Genomic DNA, 21,313 nt, shown 5'->3' on the forward strand with positions numbered 1-21,313 from the left:
GTGATTGAGATTCCTGCCGGTTGATGCGTCACCATCAACCGGCATTTTCGTTAACAAAAATATTTCTTACTATACCATAGGCTATCAGATTTAAAAGGTTATTATTTCATTCAATTAATATACACCACATGATTTTCGCGGTCGCGTTGATAGGTAAAGTGGATATTTTTCTGCAGCAGACTGAGCGCATAATCAATACCATCTGTTTGCTTAAATTTTCCTGTGTACAAATATTTTGTAACCTTCTGGTTATTCACAACGATCTTCAATCCATAGAATTTTTCAAAGTCTTCCATAACCAGTCTAAACGGTTCATCCTGGAAACAGATCAATCCTTCTTTCCAGCGGTATCTTTCGTAATTATCTATTTTCTGTGTCAACAATTTCCCATTCGAACGATACACTTTATTATTGGGTTTTAGCGAAACTGTTTCCGAAGGATGAGTATGCATGGAAACCTTGACGCTTCCTTCCATCAGTACCGTTTCAAATTTATCCCGGCTGGAATAGGCATCCACATTGAATTTCGTGCCTAATACTTCCACACTGCAATCTTTTGTGTTGACGATAAAAGGCCGTTTCTTATCTTTCGCCACTTCAAAATAAGCTTCTCCATCCAGTTTGATCTTACGTTCATGCTTGTTGAAGGAGACCGGATATTGTATAGTTGTCTGTGCATTCAGCCAGATACTACTGCCATCAGGTAAAGTGAGATTGACACATTGACCGGCAGGAACAGCGATGGTCTGCATAGGAACCGGTCCATCATCGTCTCTATCCTGCGCAAAATACCCCAATCCGAAAGCGATGGCGATCATTGCCGCTATCCGCAGAAACTTCATGACCCCGGAACGCATCCAATGTTGTTTTTTATTTGCTGCAGCCAAAACATTACCCGGTTCACTGTTCAACAGCACCGCATTATACCACTTCCTTTCTTTCAGAAAAACAGCTTTATTATTCGGAGAGACTTCCATCCACCTCATAATACATTCTTTTTCTTCCAGCGTAGCAGTTCCTGCAAAAAACTTATATAACAATTCTTTCTCCATATTTCTATCTTCTGTATATATAGAAATCGGAAGAAGCAAGTGCCTAGTTTAAAAAAGTTAAAAATTTCAGATTATAAAATAAAAAAGGAAGGATCGTATAATAGTCTTTCAAATTAACACGAAGGACAGACAAGGCTTTAGCAATGTGGTACTCTACTCCTTTCGGAGTCATATCCAATTCGTCGGCTATCTCTTTACGGGTTTTATTCTCGAAGCGGCTCATCAGGAAAACGCGCCGCGTCTGCTCTGGTAATTGTTGTAAAGTACGATTCACTATTGCTTTTATTTCCGCTGTGAAAAGTTCTGTTGGTTCGCAGACTTCCAAAGACGAGATTTGCAGGTTCAATTCCCATTCGGCAACCGCACGGAGTCTTTGAGATATATCTTCATGCAGTTGTTTTCGTTTCAGGTGATTCAGACATTTATGCTTGATCAAAGTCAGTATATAGGCAGGAACATTGGAATCAGGCAACAGCATTTCCCGCATTTCCCAATAGTCCATAAAAGCCTCCATCGTGAAATCTTCCGCCACGGAAAACTCCTGCACATAGGAATTTGCAAAGCTAATAAAACGGCTTTTATAACTTTCCAACAACCGGCTCAATTCTTTTATGTCTTCTGATCCACTCATCTTTTGCTGTATGAAGAGAGCGTAAATATAAGACATTTTTACACGAAACCATGACCGGTGTCATTACTTTTTACTTTAACACGTTTGTTTATGATTCCAAATATTAATTCTTTTTGTTAATAACTTACTTAGCTTTTGTATGTTATTCTTTATATTTGCAACTTAGAATTAACAGAGACTGTTTAATATCTGTACATAAAAGCGAAGGAGTGATGAAAAGAATACTTATTCCACTGTGCCTGGTGGTAGGAAGTCATGTGGCTAGCGGGCAACGGTCGTACCAGTTTGAGGCACCGGACCGTTTGTTCGTAGAAGGTAAAGAATTGTTTAGTTTAAAGAACTATCCGGGTTGTATCGATAAGCTAGAAGCTTATAAACAGCATGCTAAAGATGCAGACCTGGTCCAGGAAGCTGACTATATGATCGTATATGCAGCTTATGAACAAGGACGTCCCAATGCCGACGAACTATTGAAAGATTATCTGGAAGATTATCCGGCTTCACGCCATAGCGATGAAGTGAACTTCCTGATCGGTTCCGTTCATTTCGGACGCGGAGAATACCAGAAAGCTATTTTCTGGTTCAACGAATCGAATATAGATGTGCTCAGTCCGGAGCAACAGGAAGTCTATAGCTTCCGGCTGGCTTATTCACTTCTGCAAACGGGTGAGATGGATAAGGCGCGGAACTATTTTGCCCGGATACAACAAATAGGAACCCAGTACCGGGAAGCCGCCACCTATTATGTGGCTTATATAGATTATGCAACCGGCAAATACAACAATGCACTGGTCGAGTTCACCCGCCTGAAAGACATGCCGGATTACCGCGAACAATCATTGTACTATATTACACAGATCTATTTTATACAGAACAAGTATGAAAAGGTGATAAGCGAAGGGGAAGAACTTCTCTCCTCTTATCCGAACAGCAAGAATAACAGCGAAGTCTATCGTATCCTGGGTAATTCGTATTACCACCAGGGAAATCAGGACAAGGCGATCAGCATGTTAAGCAAATATGTATCGTCTACCGACAGTCCGTTAAGAGGCGATCTGTATATTCTCGGTGTCTGCTATTATAATAAAGGAAATTACAGCAGTGCAGTCAGCGCTTTGTCACAGACCGTACGAGAAAACGATGCACTGACACAGAATGCTTATCTGTATCTGGGACAGTCTTACCTGAAACTGAAAGACAAGAACAATGCCCGCATGGCTTTCGAAGCTGCGGCAACCTCTTCTTTCGACAAACAGATCCAGGAAGTAGCGATGTTCAATTATGCGTTGCTGATCCATGAAACTGCCTTTACAGGATTCGGCGAGTCGGTGACCATCTTCGAAGACTTCCTCAACGATTTCCCGAATTCACAATATGCCGATAAAGTAAACGACTACCTGGTGGAAGTCTATCTGACTACTAAAAACTATCAGGCAGCCCTCAACTCCATCAATAAGATCAACCATCCGAGTACAAAGATACTGGAAGCCAAACAAGACATCTTGTTCCAGTTGGGAACGCAGGCGTTCACCAATATGAAACTGGATGAAGCGGTTAATCTGTTCACACAAGCGATCAATCTGGGTTCCTATAATATGGAATCGCGCAACGATGCTTATTTCTGGCGTGGAGAATCATACTACCGCAAAGGAGAATATCAGCAAGCGATCTCCGATTACCGTACCTATCTGAACAATACCCGCCAGCGAAATACCGACATGTACGCGCTGGCTCATTACAATCTGGGATATTGCTACTTCAAACTGAAAGAATATGGGGAAGCAGAAAACCGTTTCCGCCAGTATATCAATCTGGAAAGCAACCAGCAGGCTCCGGCTTTGGCTGATGCTTATAACCGTGTCGGTGACTGTCTGTATCAGAAACGTCAGTTCGCACAGGCAGAAGAAAACTATAGCCGTGCCGCTCAACTACAACCTTCCGCCGGAGATTATTCGGTTTACCAGAAAGGCTTTCTGCTCGGTTTGCAGAAAGACTATCGGGGTAAGATCAGTGCAATGGACCGCCTGATCCGCGATTATCCGGAATCACAATATGTAGACGACGCTCTTTTCGAAAAAGGACGTTCTTATGTATTGCTTGAAAACAGTTCACAGGCAGCACAGGCTTTCGAAACACTGATCCAGCGTTTCCCGCAAAGTAGTCTCGCCCGTAAAGCCGGCATCCAGTTAGGTCTGTTGTATTTCAATGACAACCAACCGCAGAAAGCTGCCGATGCCTATAAGAAGGTTATCAGCAACTATCCGGGCAGCGAAGAAGCCAGAGTAGCTCTTCAGGACCTGAAGTCGGTTTATATCGACCTGAACGATATCAATGCGTATGCCAACTATGTCAACTCTCTGGGAGGTAATGTCCGCCTGGAAGTCAGCGAACAGGATTCACTGACATACATTGCAGCAGAAAAACTCTTCCTGCGCGGTAATAACGATGAAGCCCGCCGCAGCCTGGTCAACTATCTGCAGACATTCCCGGAAGGAGCTTTCAGTTCGAATGCGAACTATTACCTGGGAAGCATCGCCTTTGCCAAGAAGGAATATGACGAAGCCCTGCAGCGTTTCAAATCGGTTATCGATAGCGGCGACACTAAATTCCTGGAAGAATCGGTGGCACGTACGGCAGAAATGCAATATCTCACTCAGGACTTCCCTGCAGCATTGGAAACTTTCAAACGTTTACAGGTTATCGCAGAGAATCCGGAGAACAAACAGGCTGCCCGCTTGGGTATCATGCGTTGTGCCCTGCAGACCGGACAACAGGAAGAAGCACAACTCGCAGCCAATGAATTGCTGAAAGATCCGAAGCTGTCTCCAGAAGTAGAAGCCGAAGCCCGTTATATCCGTGCCAAAGCTTATATCGACCACAAGCAACCGGCGAAAGCACTCGAAGACCTGAAGGTTCTCAGCAAGGATACCCGTACGGCTCACGGAGCAGAAGCCAAATATCTGTTGGCTCAATACTTCTATGACACCAAAGACGATAAGAATGCTGAAAAGATACTGGAAGATTTCGCTAAGAACGGAACACCCCACCAGTACTGGCTGGCACGCGGATTCATCCTGTGGGCAGATATTTATATCCGCCAGGGAGACGACGTTCAGGCACGCGCTTATCTGAACAACCTGCAGAACAACTACAAGGGTGACGATGAGATTGCCGGTATGATAGAGGACAGATTAGGTAAACTAAAGCAATAATTGAATACAATGAAGACTATATATAATGTAAAAGCGCTGTGTGTTGTAGCCTTGCTTGGGACTACAGCCACAATGAGTGCACAGGAAGATACTTCGAAGAAACAGAATCTGGACCGGGAGATGACGCTCGAACGTGAATATGATCCGACGGTACAGGATGCAAGCAAAGTGAACACCCTTCCGGTCATCAAAGAACCGGAAGTAAAGAAGATGCCGATCGACTATGCCGGTTTTACAATTGCAGCCGATCCTCAGAAAGAGATCAGCCTGCTCCCTTCCGGTAATATCATGACGGATATCCAATACAACAAACGCCGCGGTTATTTCAACTTCGGAGGCGGTACCTATCTGAACCTGAACGGAGACCTGGGCTACCATATCCTCAGCACAGACAAGGATCAACTGAATATCTGGTTCTCACACCGTTCTACCAACGGCAAGGTAAAATATTTACAGATAGATGAAAAGGTAAAGGCGAAACTGAACGATAATATGGGCGGCCTTAACTTCAAGCATAACTTCGATAAGTTGGCACTGAAGATGGGCGTTAAGTATGGTTATTCAGGATTCAATTACTACGGCTTACCGGTGTATTTAGATCCGGCTTCCAGTGTGGTACCGGATTTTGTCAGCGATGTTGAAACCAACCAGGTCGCCCAAACAATCAAAGCGAATGTTGGCGTTGAGTCAAAAGAAGATGCGCCTGTAGGATATCTGTTGGATTTAGGTTATACCAATTTCTCTTATAAATACGGAGCGGGCAAACAATTCGACGGACCGACAGAAGGAACATTCAATCTTAATTTTGGACTAAATGCAGGTTTTGGCGGTAATCAAAGAATTGGATTAGATGGTAACTTCCAGTACTTCAACTATAGTTTACCTAAGGAAATAGAGATACCGGAAGGAGAGAAAGCCGGATACACATATTATTTCAACAATTTTGCCGCAGCCACATTAAGTCCTTATTATAAAGTCGAGGGTGACAACTGGCATATCAAACTGGGAATAAACGCGATGTTCTTCAGTGGAGAGCATAAAAAGTTTATGGCATCTCCTAATATTTCTGCAGATGTAGAAGTGGCAGACAAGACAGTATTATACCTGAAAGCCAATGGAGAATTAAAAGCGAACAGCCAGTATGACATGTTTCAGGAAAATCGTTACACAGCTCCATTCTCCAGAATAATGCCTTCACGCAACTGGTTAGATGGGATAGTAGGAATTAAAAGCGGAGTAGCACCAGGCTTTTGGTTTGATATTTTCGGAGGATACAAGATTACAAATGATAATTACTTCTTTGCACCGTTACTCAATAATGTAAAAGATAATTTCGGAAACTTTAGCACACCGCTAAACATGCTGGACTCCAAACAATTGTTTATCGGAGCCAATCTGAAGTATAGTTACCAACAATTATTTGAAGTATCCTTAAAAGGGGTCTACAACAATTGGAAGGTCGAAGAAACAGACGAATTTAAGTCTATTGGTTTTACTAAAAACGAACCGGAAGCTTACGGTATGCCAGAAATGGAAATCACAGCCGGCGTAACAGTCCGTCCTATCAAAAACTTATCAGCATCGCTGGATTATTATCTGGCAACAGGCCGCAAAAGTTTCCTGATTACAGACGGAGAAAAAAATATGAAAAATATCAACGAACTGAATTTGACCGGAGCATACAACTTCAACGATACTTTCGGGATGTATCTGAAACTGAATAATGTATTATTCCAGAAATATGAACTTTACTACGGATATCCGTTGCAGAAGTTCAGTGCAATGATCGGAGTGAATATCAACTTCTAAATTGATATAAGATATACAAGAGAAGGAGAATCCGTTTTTCGGGTTCTCCTTTTTTATTTCTACTTTTACACCCAAATAAGACGAACATGCAAGGAACAAAAAACCTGACACAAGGCCCGATCAAACGGCAGCTATTCAATCTGGCTTTGCCGATTATGGGTACTTCTTTCATTCAGATGGCTTACAGCATTACCGATATGGCCTGGGTGGGACGTTTGGGTAGCGAGGCTGTTGCCGCTATCGGTGCCGTGGGTATCCTTACCTGGATGACCAACTCGATATCGCTGTTGAATAAAGTAGGCTCGGAAGTGAGTGTCGGACAAAGCATCGGAGCACGGAATGAAGAGGACGCCAGGAACTATTCTTCACATAACCTTACCATTGCCCTGATTATCTCTGTATGCTGGGGATTACTCCTTTTTGTCTTTGCCCACCCGATCATCGGCATTTATAAACTGGAAGCCCCTATTGCGGAAAATGCCGTAGAATATTTACGGATCGTATCGACAGCCTTCCCCTTTATATTCCTCTCGGCTGCCTTCACCGGCATCCACAATGCAGCAGGGCTAAGTAAAATACCGTTTTATATCAGCGGAACGGGACTTATCATTAATATGATACTCGACCCGGTATTTATTTTTGTATTCGACATGGGTACAGCCGGAGCAGCCTGGGCGACGTGGCTGTCGCAAGCAACGGTATGCGCTATATTCGTATATCAACTAAAATGGAGAAGCAAGTTATTGGGAAGATTCTCCTTCTTCGTCAAACTAAAGAAAAACTATTCACAAAGGATCCTGCAACTGGGATTACCGGTTGCCATGCTGAATACGCTGTTTGCCATTATCAACATTTTCATGGCACGGACAGCCTCCACTTACGGAGGTCATATCGGCCTGATGACGCTTACCGCCGGAGGGCAGATTGAAGCAATTGCCTGGAACACCTCCCAGGGATTCAGTACGGCATTAAGCGCCTTCGTTGCCCAGAACTATGCAGCCTCCGAAAAGAACAGGGTATTGGAGGCCTATCACACAACATTGAAAATGACCGCCATATTCGGAATCCTGTGTACTTTATTGTTCGTCTTTTATGGTAGCGAAGTATTCTCACTGATCGTACCCCAAAAGGAAGCATTTGAAGCCGGAGGTATTTTCCTGCGGATAGACGGGTATTCGATGCTGTTCATGATGCTTGAGATTACGATGCAAGGACTGTTCTACGGAACAGGACGTACGGTTCCGCCTGCGATCATCAGCATTACTTTCAACTCGCTACGTATTCCGATGGCGATCGTTTTATCCGCAATGGGATTAGGGATTATCGGTGTATGGTGGGCGATCAGTATCTCCAGCATGCTGAAAGGGATTGTTGCATTTATCTGGTTCCGGGCATTGCAGAAGAAAATATTGAAGTGAGAAGTTTATTTTGATAAATGAAGTAATATTGATTTATATCATTACATTTGCGATTAGTAATAATCATTAAATAAACCTACTATGAATGAAATACGAATTATTCAAAGTAAGATCTATGAAATAAGAGGTCAAAGAGTCATGATGGATTTTGATTTAGCTGAACTTTATCAAGTAGAGACACGAAGACTTAATGAAGCTGTGAAAAGGAATATAAAGCGATTCCCTAAAGATTTTATGTTCCAACTCAATGTCGATGAGTGGATAATCTTGAAATCGCAATTTGCGACATCAAGATGGGGAGGTACCCGCAAACTGCCGTATGCCTTTACAGAACAGGGATTGGCTATGCTTTCTGGTGTGTTAAATTCAGATATAGCCATACAGGTCAATATTAACATTATGCGTGCTTTTGTGGCTGTCCGGCAAATGATAGCTAATCCGACAGTCGATAAAACAACAAAACTTCAACAGGAAGTCAATGAACTCAAAGAATATATCGAAGAGGTATTTACCGACTACAATGATATCAATGAAGATACCCGGATGCAATTGGATCTGATCAATAAAACACTGGCGGAATTGCAGGTACAAAAGAAGCTATCGGATATGCCACGCAATCCAGTAGGATTCGTGAAGCCTAAGTGATTGTGATGTTGCTTTTCGATTGTTTTCTCTCTACACTATGACAAACACGGTGTGCTATCTGCAAGAACTCTACTGTCCTACATTTGAACCTGTAGTATGCCGGTTCACCCCCGAAAAAAACATAGGACTTTTGATTACGAAACATATATGTTTTGCAATCAAAAGTCCTATGTTTACATTTCAAAACACCTATACTTAAAAAACGGACAACTATCCGTTCCTCAACGGATAACTATCGGCCGAAGCACGGCTGCTTGTCGGTCAGAAATCAACCGACAATACACCGTTCAACCAAATGCAAGGTTCTTATTCAGCATCTTCGTTATCAAGTACGCGGATCTGCTCGAAGTAGTAGCCTTCTTTAATATCAGCACCCTTCTCAACATTACCTGTCTTTATATCATAAATGTAGACACAAGGATTTGAACTTTCCGGATTAACACCGATATAAGCCTTACCATCAACCACAGCAGTACGCTGAGAGAAGCGGCCACCGCTATACGGAAGATCCTGTCCGTTGTATTTTACACGGCTGCTGGTTTTACTATTGAGATCGATGATCGTATAATAATGGCTGTAACTATCAATTTCCATTCCAAGTTCATCCTGACGTGCATAAGCAAGAACTTTACCATCACCCAGATATTCGAGAGAAACAAGCTTTCCTACATTGGTGAAAGCATCGTAACTAGGATCAAAATCTTTCTCACCGGCTTTGATACGAATCAAATGGCTCTTCTCCGTTCCATCTTCATTTTCAGAGAAACCTGCAAGATAAAGATTTCCACTCTCGTCAACCAGCGTACATTTCTGCAACAATTCGCCATAAGCACTACCAACCATCTGATGAGCCATTGTATTACGTATATTACTTTCAACGGCCATTGTTTCAGCATTGATCACAGTTGTAAAGAAGAAAGGTGTTGTATCTCCACGTTTACTTTTCTTACCCAAATAGAAATAAATAAGTTTATTATCGCTTTTACGATAGTTCAGAATACCTGAAGTTGAGAATAATTTATCTCCTTCAGGAAGAGGGATATCAAGAACACCTTCCTTGATAATAGTCATATCGGTCGTATTCAGCTTCGTCCAGATGATTTTATCTCCATCTCCGTTAGAAGCCATGATCACAAGCGTATTATCATCGATCCAGGCATGTGTATATTTACGGGTATCGTACGTATTTGTACCGAATTTCTGCTCCTGGATAACATTGATCTTATTATTCGACAGTGTATATTTGGAAAAACGATCACCCGATACAGGAACCTGATAATAGTATTTCCCTTTGACAATAGTTTCCAAAGACATAACACTATGAACTTCTGTTCCATCTCCTTCAAAGCTGATCATCTGAGAGCCAGCCTTCAAAGAATCGATGCTCTTGACAAGAGTCTGTACGTCACGTCCCATACCACCGTGTTTATCCAGAGCAATCCAGATATCGAAGTGATAGGTTTGCGCTTCAGGAGTAGGCTCCGGTTCCGGAGTTGGATCATCGTCGTCAGAACAAGCACTAAAAGACAAGGTAAACAATGTCGTTAATAATGCCCAAAATAGTAATTGAAACTTTTTCATTTGATAATTTTTAAATTATTAATTAATGAATAATCTGAATTTAGCGAAGAATGCACGACCGGGTTTCTGGAGTTTGTAATTGTCATAGACCGTAGCATCAAACAGATTACTACATTCCAATGACACATTATAGCGTCTTTTCATCCATGAATAGGTCACATTAAGATTCGATACATTCTGAGTCGGGATACGCGACTTGCTTTCAAGAGCTCCGTATGCTTCCCATGATAAGTAAAACCAATGTATCCATTGCCAGGAATATCCGATGCGAAGGTTATCTTCCTTCTGCGCCAGATTGTGAAATGTATAGCTCACATCAGCATTGCTATACACCCAGGGACGATTAGGCACACGGTTATTATAAGTAGCCGAAGGCTTACCGTCGGTTTTATATTTCTTCTGGTCGCGTGCTTCGTTATAACTACAGTTGACCATTATCTGAAAGCTGTTTTTCCAGTTGTAGCGCATTTCCCCTTCAATACCTTTCACATGTACAGCCGGAATATTCTCGTATTGCATCATACCTTCTTTTTCCGATACGGTTGCCTGAATATAATCGTCGACAAAGCGGAGAAATCCGTTGACCTCATAATAGAAAGAATGACCGTAAGCAGGATACCAGTTACCAAAAAGGCCCAGGTTTATATTATCGCTGCTTTCGGGATGAAGGGCGAGATTGGGATAGATAGTCGTTCCGTTTCCGAGCAGCTCACGCGACAAAGGAAGACGCACACTATGTTCATAAGAAACCTTTCCTGCCAGTGCATCCCAAAATGTATAACGCAGCCCCAAACCGCCTCCCCAATAACTGTTGGAAGAATGTCCTTTGGCATCCTCCGAACCGGTTATCCAGGCAAGATCGTTTTGTTCGATAGAGGTTGCATTTATATAGTCTTTAATAAAAACAGTACTCTCCCATCTTCCGTCGAAAAAAGACTGATTGTAAGTCAATCCGAGAATATGCTTGGTCAGTACATCGTTGGTCGGTTCAAAAGTTTCGTCGACATCATCACGGCGTTTATTTCCGGTACGGTTAAGCAGATAGTTCAGACTGACAGAATGATGCCGGTTGATCGCATAATCGACACCTCCGCGGAAAATAGTCATTGGACGGTTGTAATGACGCATGGAACGTCCACGGCCATTAAGCTCATTTCGGGATGAGGGAGTAAAATCACCGTTCCAGTCATAGATACGATAAGCAGTATCGACGGTAAGCGACGCGTCCCAGGTATGGGAAAACGATGCGCTCGTATTGATTTTCTCAAACCGTTTTTGATAACGGGCTGATACATTCCAGGCATCGGAATGACGCTCTGCATTACCGATCACCTTTGTCTGGATAGACCCTGTCTGTATTTCTTTATCTATTTTGGAATAAGATCCGGAAACAAAGAAAGCATCTGCCCACGCTTTATCGACAAAGCCTGCTTCCAATTGTCCTAACAAGGAAAAATAATCGTCATGGAACCGTTTACGGTTGACTTCAATATATTTACGGCTATCTTCATCCCATACCTCGACACCTTTCATCTTATAATCATTCTTAGAATAATTGACACCGACGGTCGGCTTGATGATCAATCCGGTCTTCGGTTCTACGAATTGGGCATTCAGGTCAGCTCTATGAGTATGGAAAGAACCTATACCATAAGAAGCATCCAGATAATTCTTTTTTTCCTGACTGGTAATAATATTAATGGCGCCCCCCAGAGCATCCGAACCCAGGCTGGCAGGAACTACCCCTTTATATATTTCCACCCTGTCAATGATATTGACAGGAAGATTTGCCAGCGAGACACCGCTTCCTTTTGTATCCAGAGGCATCCCATCGATAAAGTAACGGACGGAATTGCCTGATAACCCATTAATAGAAAGATCGAAGTCGGAACCGACTCCACCTTCCTCCCTGATCTTTATACCGGTTGTCCGGTTCACGATCTCATTGAGGTTCTTCAAGGAGTTGATCTGCGGCTTTATATCGAGGGCATTTACTGAAAAAGCACTTTCTTTGATCTTCTGGGTTTTCGATTTGCCATATACCTCCACCGAATTCAGAGTAACGGAGTTTTCCTCCATTGTGAAATTCACTGTTTTATTCTTACGGATATCTATCTGGGTCTTTATCGTATTATACCCTAATGAAGTGACAATAACAGTATGTCTTCCCGGAGTTACAGTCAAGGAATAATATCCCCGATCGTTTGTATAAGTACCGACCGTCGTATTCTCCAGGGCAACTGTCACCGAAGAAAGCGGAATACCCTCCTGGTCTTTGACTTCACCGGAAAGAGTCACTTTATTCTGCGCCGACAGATTGGCAGAAAACAAGTAAATAAATAGAAAAAGGACATGTATGAAACCTCTCATTTCATCAAGTTTGTTAACCGTTATTATACTGTATGCTCCCGATGAAATAAAATAGAACACATGAACAGACAAAGCCCCAATAATATAGTGAAAAGCTCTAACTCATATGTTTTCAGCCCTATTTCCCGAAAGCCTTCAACTATTATTCTGGCAGGTCTTCTGACTTACTCCATCTTTGAACGTCCTTCCCATTCATTGCGAACAGTGGATTGAGTCGTGTTCAAAGACTTTGGCGGAGCTTACAGCAGCGGGTCTGTTCAGGATTTTCACCTGATTCCCTTTTCATCACTCTTCCGTAGAAATGGAATCGTGACACCAAAATTCGGGTACAAAGGTAAAGATTATTTTTAAACGGAAAGCTATTTTTTATAAATGATCGCTGATTTGTACGAATGGAACAAACTATTCTTTACTTTTGTCTGCAGAAACAATTACATAGCAAACATTTAATAACATGAGCAATTCATTTAAGCCGGCAACTTTGTGTGTACAAGGTGGTTGGCAACCGAAAAAGGGAGAACCGCGTGTACTCCCAATCTATCAAAGTACTACCTTCAAGTATGAAACCAGCGAACAGATGGCGAAATTATTCGACCTGGAAGAGAGCGGCTATTTCTATACCCGCCTACAAAACCCGACCAACGATGCTGTTGCCAGTAAGATAGCAGCTTTGGAAGGTGGTGTTGCAGCCATGTTGACTTCATCCGGACAGGCAGCTAACTTCTTTGCCTGTTTCAATATCTGCGAAGCCGGCGATCATATCGTAAGTGCTACCGGTATTTATGGAGGTACATACAATTTATTGTCCGTCACATTAAAGAAACTGGGTATCGAATGTACTTTCATCGACCAGGATGCCAGTGAAGAAGAGATCAGCAAGGCATTCCGTCCGAATACAAAGTTATTGTTCGGCGAAACGATTTCCAATCCGGGAGTAATGGTACTGAATATCGAAAAGTTCGCTCATATCGCCCATAAACATGGGGTACCATTGATCGTCGATAATACGTTTGCCACACCGATCAACTGCCGTCCGTTCGAATGGGGAGCAGATATCGTAACCCATTCTACAACTAAATATATGGATGGACATGCAACTGCTGTTGGAGGCTGTATCGTCGATAGCGGTAACTTCGATTGGGAAGCACATGCCGACAAATATCCGGGCCTTTGCCAGCCGGACGAGTCTTATCACGGATTGACTTATACAAAGACATTCGGCAAGATGGCGTATATCACCAAAGCGACCAGCCAGTTGATGCGTGACCTGGGATCTATCCAGTCTCCACAGAATGCATTCTTACTGAACTTAGGTTTGGAGACTTTACATCTGCGCATGCCACAGCATTGTAAAAATGCGTTGGCTGTTGCTAAATGGCTTCAGAATTGCGACAAAGTAGCCTGGGTGAACTATCCGGATCTGGAAGGTAATAAGTATTATGAGTTGACAAAGAAATATCTGCCGAACGGTTCATGCGGTGTGCTGTCATTCGGATTGAAAGGCGGACGCGATGTTTCCATTAAGTTTATGGATAGCCTGAAACTGGCTGCTATCGTTACCCACGTAGCAGATGCCCGTACTTGTGTACTTCACCCGGCAAGCCATACGCACCGTCAATTGACAGACGAACAGTTGAAGGAAGCTGGTATTGCTCCTGACCTGATCCGTTTCTCTGTCGGCATCGAAAGTGCAGACGATATCATTGCAGATATCGAGCAGGCATTGAATCAGTAAAAGCGCCCAAGTAAAACAAAGAATCGTTTTGTATAGAAGACGATTCTTTGTTAAAATCGTCTTCTATACAAAACGATTTCTTATCTTTGTAACATCTCACCCCTATTATGGTCGCTATACATCTATATAAACAATATGGCGACAAAGTTTATTTCTACAACCAGAATATAGAGGTTGATTTCATTATTCCGGAAATAGAGACAGCCTATCAGGTAAGTTACTCCCTGCAAGATGAAGCCACTTATCAACAGGAAGTAGAAGGTCTGATCAAATTAAACAATGTTTATCCTTTAAAGAGGATGTATATTATAACCAAAGACGAAGAGAGAACTATTACACATGAAAATGGCACTACCATACATGTGATTCCTATCTGGAAATGGCTATTGCTGCCATAAACAGACTTGGTTCAGGTCGAAATCCTATTAAACATAATGAACTCCGTTTCCGGGAGCTATTCAAAAACAAAACCCCGATGGTAACAAATACCGCCGGGGTTGTTTTTTATCCATTTTCTCTCTTCGCAGGGATATTCACGGATGAACTTTATTTTATTTTTATTACTAAAATTACGCTTCCAATCTGTTCACCTTCACAGGCTACTCACCCTTCCCCAAAAGGGGAAGAGCAGAGAAGCTTTTTCTATTTAATTATTCTTTATTCTTATTTTACGATTGCTTTAACAGCAGCTTCACCTTCAACAGCTACAACTACGATACCTGCAGGAGCAGAGATTGTTGCTTCGTTAGAAGAAAGAACTGCGTTAGCAACTGTCTGACCAAGAACGTTGCTGATAGTAACAGTCTTACCTGCAGCACCCTTGATAGTGATGTCACCCTTACCTGCGATAACAGTTACGTCGCTAGTTGTGATATCTTTAGTATCTGTAGCCATTTCGTCGTTTTCGATGTTTTCAACATTGAAAATCAGAGCACCGTCACCACCAGTCTTAGCATTGTTGAATTCAGATTTTTCATCTGTCAATACGATGCAACCATTCTGCATTTTGATCCATGCTGCTTTTTCAGGAGCGATAGATATACCATCATGGCTGTTAGATTCGATCAAGAATGAGTTTCCAGCACCTTCTTCTGTAACATTAGCAGCACCATCAGGATTTGTATAACGGAATGACCAAGTATAATTCTTATGATTATCACCCTTCAGATTATTGATGTATTTGCCATCAATCTTAGCAGCCTTGTATGCTTTGATAATGTCATCAACATTCAAGTCTTCAGGTTTCATATTTTCGTAACCATTTACCAAAACAATCAAACTATCACCAGTCTTAATAGCTTTTACGAAACCAACGCGAGTGTAACCTGCTTTAACATCAGTATAAGGTTTATCCTGACCAACTGTTGCTACAGAATCAGCAAAGCTTACCAAATATTTACCATATACGAATCCAGCTTTTCCCGGTTTAGCGTGAACGCAACCCCATTCATCTGTTGGTTTACCCTGAGCGTCTTTATGACCACCCGGTTCGTTACAAGGAGTACCCTTGTCAGCAGCCTGATCATTACGAGATACAGAAATCAAATACTGCGGTTTGATATAACCCAGACCACGTGTTACCCAAGCAGTGTCAATACGGAATGACAAACCAGCTTTAGCTTTGTCTGCAGTCCAGATACCTAGGTAGTTAACACCTTCATTCTGCAATTCTTTGTTAGTTTCATCCATCAAATATTCGTGACGAATATTTTCGTAGAATCTCAAGCTATCAGCAGCATCAACAGCGCTTTCGTCTAATGCTACATTGTTGAAACGACGATACAGAGGAGCGTCATCGATTTCTACAGAGAATGCAGAAGTACGAGTTTCTGTCATATTCTGAGCTTTCAGATATACGTTGTTATCATCAACACCTACTTTGCGTAATGAATCCGGAGCAACGTTGTCATAAGAAGCTGTATCGATCAAAGCGAAGTAGTGAACACCTGATTTGTCGTTATTTTCTTTCATATAGAATACAGCAACTTTATCTTTTCCATTAGAAACTGCATATCTGTTTTCAACATCTGATACGATATATTTATCAGAAGATTTCAGCTTCAATGTGTAAGCTTTTCTTACCAATTGTTTCAAACCAGAAACATTAGCAGTTGTATAACCATAATTTACACCATTTTCGCTCATGCCTTTCAGAATGAAAGAAGACTTAGCACCTACATATAAAACTGAATCTTTTTCATTATCAGAAATACCCATGTATTTATCACTTGCAAATTCATGCAAATATCTCAGCTTATAAGTAGTAACGATCATAGAATCCTTGTCTAAGAATCTGTAACCTACATACGGATTAGCTTTTACATTTGCAGGGTCTTTTACGAAATCAGAAGGAACGACTGTAATGTCACCTGCCAATGTAGATGCACCTTCTACATATAACTGGATAGTAGGATAAGAAATCTTTGCAAATTCACGGTTTGTAATCGTGATAGGAGAAGTTTCTTTCAATTCGTTAGTTGTATATCTCTTTTCTACAACCCACTGGTAAGCAGGCATATGCCAAGGATCCATATTTTTATCAAGAGTTACCCATTGAGCAACGCTATCACCATACAAAGGAACTGCTAAATATTTACCTTCTGCATTTTTAATTACATACAAATCATTGTCTAATGAAGTGTTGTTAGCAGAAGGAACACAACCTTTGTAACCAAAGTTAATATCAGATTCTTTCTTATTTGCAATAGTGATAATACGAACTTTACCTTTTATCAAGTCCTGAACCGTTACAAAGTTATTCTTCAAATCATTCAAATTTGTTAAATCTGCTGTAGTTGGACTACCAGCTGCAACAGCTTCGCTCCAATATGTCTGATCATCAGTCTTACTATAAACAGATTTAACCTGAATAATCATACTATCAATTGAAGGGAAATAAGTAAAGGCAAATTTATATTGATCTTTCAAATCAGAAGCAGCAATTGCTGTAGTTGTAGTTGTAGCCCAATTAAATGCTAAGAATTTGCTACCATTATTATTCGTATATGCAGTGTCGACATGCAAATATTTAGCATTAGTTGCAGCATTCTTTACATATACATAGTTTGCTTCTGCATCTTCTGCAAAGAATTTAGCATTTGTGAATGGATTAGGAACAGGAAGTTTTTCTCCCATTTCATCCGGAGTGAAAGTCAACTTAACACCTGTTGTTTCATTATCCAATGTACCCAGGATTGTATTGATTTCTTTTGCACCAAGAACTACAGCATCAGCAGTTTGCAGTTCAAACTTAGCTAAATTAGTACCAGTTTGAGCATCAGCAGCTGCATCTTTTGCAGCATACTTTTTAACAACAACATCATTACCATCCAAAGCAAGACCAATAACAGAGTCAGCTTTAAAATAAGAATAAAGAGTTGCTGCATTCATTCCTTCTTTGTACTGAGAAGAGAAAGCCCAACCATGGATTTCACCACCAACTGTGATAGGATCAGAGTTTGTTTCTTTAGGCAAAGAAACTAAATCTGTTTGAGCATAAGCTACGTCCAAACGCAGACCTGTCAATTTGTTCACAAATTCAAAAATGGGAGCTTTACCAAGACCCTGCTCAACAACCTCTACACACCAAAGAGTACTTGCCAAATTAGCTGAAGTAATAGGTGTTGTTGAAGTAACAGTTAACTTACCATCTTTATCCATGGCAAGTACACCGGAAGCATCAGATTTTAATTGATAAAGATGCCCTTTAGTGGTATCAATACCATCAACTGGAGTTCCTGCGTTAGCTGATATTGCACCTAGCAGCGCAGCACCAGCCAAAAAAGTAGAAAACTTTTTGTTCATAATCAAAAATTTAATATTAATACTAAGTAATTTTAAAGTTCTATCTAAATATAATATGCCGAAATCTTATTCTATCGGCCTTTTCATACGATCGTCAAATACTTCAGCAAAAGTAAACAATAGTTTTTTATCCGCAATTATTTTCATTGATTTTTTTACGTAGGCATCTCCTTTCTTATCAGTTGAATACGATAGTCTGTACAAAATCGGCGATAAAAATGACAAACCTTGCTTTTGGTTATATTACTGACTATAATCAGGAAAACAAGAAAGAAAGAGAGATGGGTTATCTACCATAAGTAAATATTATATTAATGTACACGTACATTAATAATTAAACCTTTTACTCAATCTCGATTCATAGCCCCCATCTATTGGTTCAAACAAGAGCTTCATACATTAAATCGAGAACGTCTTTGCCACCCGGTACACCCAATGCATAGACAAACGATGCCAGAGAGACGACGGCATCTCCTCCATCAACAAATCTTCGCGGAACTCACGCAAGATCAACCAATCCGCCTGTTGTACCCAATGACGGAACACAGGATTCGGCTGATGGTTTTCTGACAAATGCAGTAAGGCATCCAGGTCAAAACGATCAGCTACCGCACCAGCTCCTGATAAGGATGCATCATAGGCATTACAAGCCTGTTCAAGATGAGTAGGAACCATCAATACAGGCTTATCCAGGTACATCGCTTCGCAAACAGATTCAAAGCCGGCAGTCGTTGCGTACGCTTTGGCATTTGCCATATATTTAACAAAACGAATATCGTTCAACTGATGAAAAGAAAGCGTATTGTCTATCCGAGTAACCTCCCCTGCCCCTTTCTTATCCCAGAAAAAGTGCATCGAAACTTCCGGATGAGCAGCATGCCACTCCTTTACTTCCTCACTGAATCCGCTATTCAATAAATAGCCATGCAGATAGCGTCCTTTGCGGGGAGTCTTATTTATCACTTCCTTACGTAACAAAGGAGGAACTACAACCATCTTATCGGCAGGCACTTCGCGCATCTTCCGAAAAGACAAAGCCAGCTTCTTCGTCGCACCGATAGCCGTCATACGGGTAAAGAACTTCAATAAGGACAAAGAAACAACATTCAGCTTCGGGAAAGAGAAATCCGGATGCAGGAACAGATATTGATGAGCAATACAAACCATCATCGCCTTCGGACGGCAGAACAGATAAGTCAGTCCTGTCAGTAACTCGTAAAAGTTAACAACCACGTCTGCATCTGTTTCCTTCACCATCCGGTTAATATAATGTATGCTAGCCACATAAGTATGGAGACGCAATACATTATACCCCACACTTTTCAGCAAATTAACCTGTTTGTTCTTTGCCGTAGGGAGGAAATTCGGACTTTCGAAAGGGTAAACCGGTGCATCGATTTTCTCTGTAAAGAAGTCAGGAATACGGCGGGCAGGACTCTTCCCGACAAGTACGCCGACTACCTGATGGCCTTCATCAGCCAGCTTCTGACGGAGAGACAAAGCCTGTGTCAGATGCCCTCTACCTTCTCCTTGTATAATAAACAGCATTTTCATATTACTTCAGCATATAATAAAGGTTTCCCGGCAGCCTCTTCGTCCGTACCATACTCTGCCTTATTGTAAGTAACAATATTCCACTCGCCTTGTTCATTCTCTACCAGGGCGGTCATACTTTCCACCCAATCGCCGGAGTTCAGGTAATGGACATTATCATACCAGACATTAGCAGCCTGATGGATATGACCGCAGATAATCCCGTCCAAATGCTTGATCTGAGCAAGTTTGACCAGTTCTTTCTCAAAATCTGAGATATAGGAAACGGCACTCTTCACCCGGTGCTTCACATGTTGCGAAAGGGAGAAGTAAGGTTTTCCGTGCTTCTCACGGTTCTTGTTATAAATTTTGTTCAGCCACAGCAGGAAAGTGTAGCCGATATCGCCCAGCATGGCCAGCCAGCGCATATTCGTGGTTATCGTGTCAAAAATGTCGCCATGAGTCACCAGGTAACGCTTCCCGTGGCTATTCAGCAAATAGTCTTTCACAATAGATATGTTAGAAAAGCGGAAAGGAACCAGGTTATCCAGGAAGTCATCGTGGTTGCCACGCACATAAACGATCTGTGTCCCTTTCTTCTCCATCATCTTCATCAGGACTTTGAAGAAATCGGTCTGTGCCTGCTTCCATCGCTTGCCGGACTTTTGTAGTTGCCAGCCATCGATAATGTCGCCATTCAGAATCAGGCGGTCGCAGTCGATATGTTTCAGGAAATTGGTTACTTCTTTCGTCCTGGAGTGTTCAGAACCCAGGTGAATGTCGGAAAGCACAACGGTCGGATAATATTTTCTTAGTTTCATACGTAAGATATTTACACTACACAAAGAAACATAGTCACTGTTACAGTGTTGCAACAACTGTATGAAGATGCTTTTTCGTTTTCCGCTGTAAATGATTACATTTGCCCCTTCAAATTAAAACAGGATCATTTTATGGATATTAACTCCCTCCCAGAGAGAGCTAAAAAAGTAGAGAAGGAAACAAAAGCTTTTTTCAAATCGATCAAGAAAAACCGCATGCGGGAACTGGACGATACGATACACGCCATCCATGAAGAGGTATTCGATTCGATCGATTGCCTGGATTGCGGGAATTGTTGCCGCACATTGGGACCACGTATCACAGACCGTGATATCGAACGGATCGCACAGGCATTACGCATTAAACCACATGAAGTTGTACAACGGCATTTGCATATCGATGAAGATAAGGATTACGTATTCCGGTCGATGCCCTGTCCCTTCCTGGGAGATGACAATTATTGCAGTATTTATGAGGACAGACCGAAAGCCTGCCGGGAATATCCACATACGGACAGGAAGAAGTTTTATCAGATACATGCACTGACGGTGAAGAATGCGGAGACTTGTCCGGCGGTGTTTCATGCACTGGAACAGTTAAAGAGGGAATTTTAGAAATCACCCCTTCTCGAAAGGGGAAAAGTTACTCCTGTTTCTATAAAAGAAAAAAGGCAGCCACTTAAAACAAGGGCTGCCTTATGG

The 21,313-nt window shown here is 41.8% G+C and carries 14 protein-coding genes and 1 riboswitch; of the genes, 7 read left to right on the forward strand and 7 right to left on the reverse strand.

Annotated elements, in window-relative coordinates:
- Positions 1 to 110: 110 nt before the first annotated feature.
- Together DWX23_RS03850 and DWX23_RS03855 are read right to left on the reverse strand one after the other, a co-directional pair.
- Positions 111 to 1,052, reverse strand: a complete 942-nt coding sequence (locus DWX23_RS03850) for a FecR family protein (protein ID WP_122373511.1) — start codon at positions 1,050 to 1,052, stop codon at positions 111 to 113.
- Between the two features lie 43 nt (positions 1,053 to 1,095).
- Positions 1,096 to 1,683: an RNA polymerase sigma-70 factor gene (locus tag DWX23_RS03855; RefSeq protein WP_122373910.1), complete on the reverse strand. Its 588-nt coding sequence runs from the start codon at positions 1,681 to 1,683 to the stop codon at positions 1,096 to 1,098.
- Between the two features lie 212 nt (positions 1,684 to 1,895).
- On the opposite strand from DWX23_RS03855, the gene DWX23_RS03860 reads away from it, so the two are divergent.
- From DWX23_RS03860 to DWX23_RS03875, 4 genes are all read left to right on the forward strand, one after another.
- Positions 1,896 to 4,895 (forward strand): tetratricopeptide repeat protein, encoded by a 3,000-nt coding sequence (locus DWX23_RS03860; protein ID WP_122373512.1) that lies wholly within the window; start codon positions 1,896 to 1,898, stop codon positions 4,893 to 4,895.
- A gap of 9 nt (positions 4,896 to 4,904) precedes the next feature.
- Positions 4,905 to 6,704, forward strand: coding sequence for a TonB-dependent receptor (locus DWX23_RS03865; RefSeq protein WP_122373513.1), 1,800 nt, complete (start codon positions 4,905 to 4,907; stop codon positions 6,702 to 6,704).
- A gap of 86 nt (positions 6,705 to 6,790) precedes the next feature.
- Positions 6,791 to 8,122 (forward strand): MATE family efflux transporter, encoded by a 1,332-nt coding sequence (locus DWX23_RS03870; RefSeq protein WP_122373514.1) that lies wholly within the window; start codon positions 6,791 to 6,793, stop codon positions 8,120 to 8,122.
- Between the two features lie 81 nt (positions 8,123 to 8,203).
- Complete coding sequence (locus tag DWX23_RS03875; protein WP_122373515.1) at positions 8,204 to 8,767, forward strand: ORF6N domain-containing protein; 564 nt, start codon at positions 8,204 to 8,206, stop codon at positions 8,765 to 8,767.
- A 306-nt stretch (positions 8,768 to 9,073) separates the two neighbouring features.
- Here the strand turns inward: DWX23_RS03875 and DWX23_RS03880 are convergent, their stop codons facing one another.
- Both DWX23_RS03880 and DWX23_RS03885 read right to left on the reverse strand, forming a co-directional pair.
- Entirely contained in the window at positions 9,074 to 10,348 is a 1,275-nt protein-coding gene (locus DWX23_RS03880) for a hypothetical protein (protein WP_122373516.1), read from the reverse strand.
- Positions 10,349 to 10,366: 18 nt separating this feature from the next.
- Positions 10,367 to 12,718, reverse strand: a complete 2,352-nt coding sequence (locus DWX23_RS03885) for a TonB-dependent receptor (RefSeq protein ID WP_122373517.1) — start codon at positions 12,716 to 12,718, stop codon at positions 10,367 to 10,369.
- A 131-nt stretch (positions 12,719 to 12,849) separates the two neighbouring features.
- A riboswitch (cobalamin riboswitch) is annotated at positions 12,850 to 13,053 on the reverse strand.
- Between the two features lie 119 nt (positions 13,054 to 13,172).
- Here DWX23_RS03885 and DWX23_RS03890 point away from each other — a divergent pair.
- Together DWX23_RS03890 and DWX23_RS03895 are read left to right on the forward strand one after the other, a co-directional pair.
- Positions 13,173 to 14,453, forward strand: a complete 1,281-nt coding sequence (locus DWX23_RS03890; RefSeq protein WP_122373518.1) for an O-acetylhomoserine aminocarboxypropyltransferase/cysteine synthase family protein — start codon at positions 13,173 to 13,175, stop codon at positions 14,451 to 14,453.
- Positions 14,454 to 14,560: 107 nt separating this feature from the next.
- On the forward strand, positions 14,561 to 14,851 hold the full coding sequence (locus DWX23_RS03895) for a hypothetical protein (RefSeq protein ID WP_229800980.1): 291 nt from the start codon (positions 14,561 to 14,563) through the stop codon (positions 14,849 to 14,851).
- A gap of 265 nt (positions 14,852 to 15,116) precedes the next feature.
- On the opposite strand, the gene DWX23_RS03900 is transcribed toward DWX23_RS03895, so the two are convergent.
- The 3 genes from DWX23_RS03900 to DWX23_RS03910 form a co-directional block, all read right to left on the reverse strand.
- Positions 15,117 to 18,257 (reverse strand): DUF6383 domain-containing protein, encoded by a 3,141-nt coding sequence (locus tag DWX23_RS03900; protein ID WP_122354848.1) that lies wholly within the window; start codon positions 18,255 to 18,257, stop codon positions 15,117 to 15,119.
- A 399-nt stretch (positions 18,258 to 18,656) separates the two neighbouring features.
- A complete protein-coding gene (locus DWX23_RS03905; protein ID WP_122373519.1) occupies positions 18,657 to 19,811 on the reverse strand; it encodes a glycosyltransferase family protein in 1,155 nt (384 codons plus the stop codon).
- Positions 19,808 to 20,611: a UDP-2,3-diacylglucosamine diphosphatase gene (locus DWX23_RS03910; protein ID WP_122373911.1), complete on the reverse strand. Its 804-nt coding sequence runs from the start codon at positions 20,609 to 20,611 to the stop codon at positions 19,808 to 19,810. The genes DWX23_RS03905 and DWX23_RS03910 overlap by 4 nt, the downstream gene beginning before the upstream one ends.
- Positions 20,612 to 20,743: 132 nt before the next feature.
- Here DWX23_RS03910 and DWX23_RS03915 point away from each other — a divergent pair, with 132 nt between their 5' ends.
- Positions 20,744 to 21,226, forward strand: a complete 483-nt coding sequence (locus DWX23_RS03915; RefSeq protein WP_122354874.1) for a YkgJ family cysteine cluster protein — start codon at positions 20,744 to 20,746, stop codon at positions 21,224 to 21,226.
- The last annotated feature ends 87 nt before the right edge of the window (positions 21,227 to 21,313 follow it).

Source organism: Parabacteroides sp. AF18-52 (assembly GCF_003479145.1).
Lineage (GTDB): Bacteria > Bacteroidota > Bacteroidia > Bacteroidales > Tannerellaceae > Parabacteroides > Parabacteroides faecis.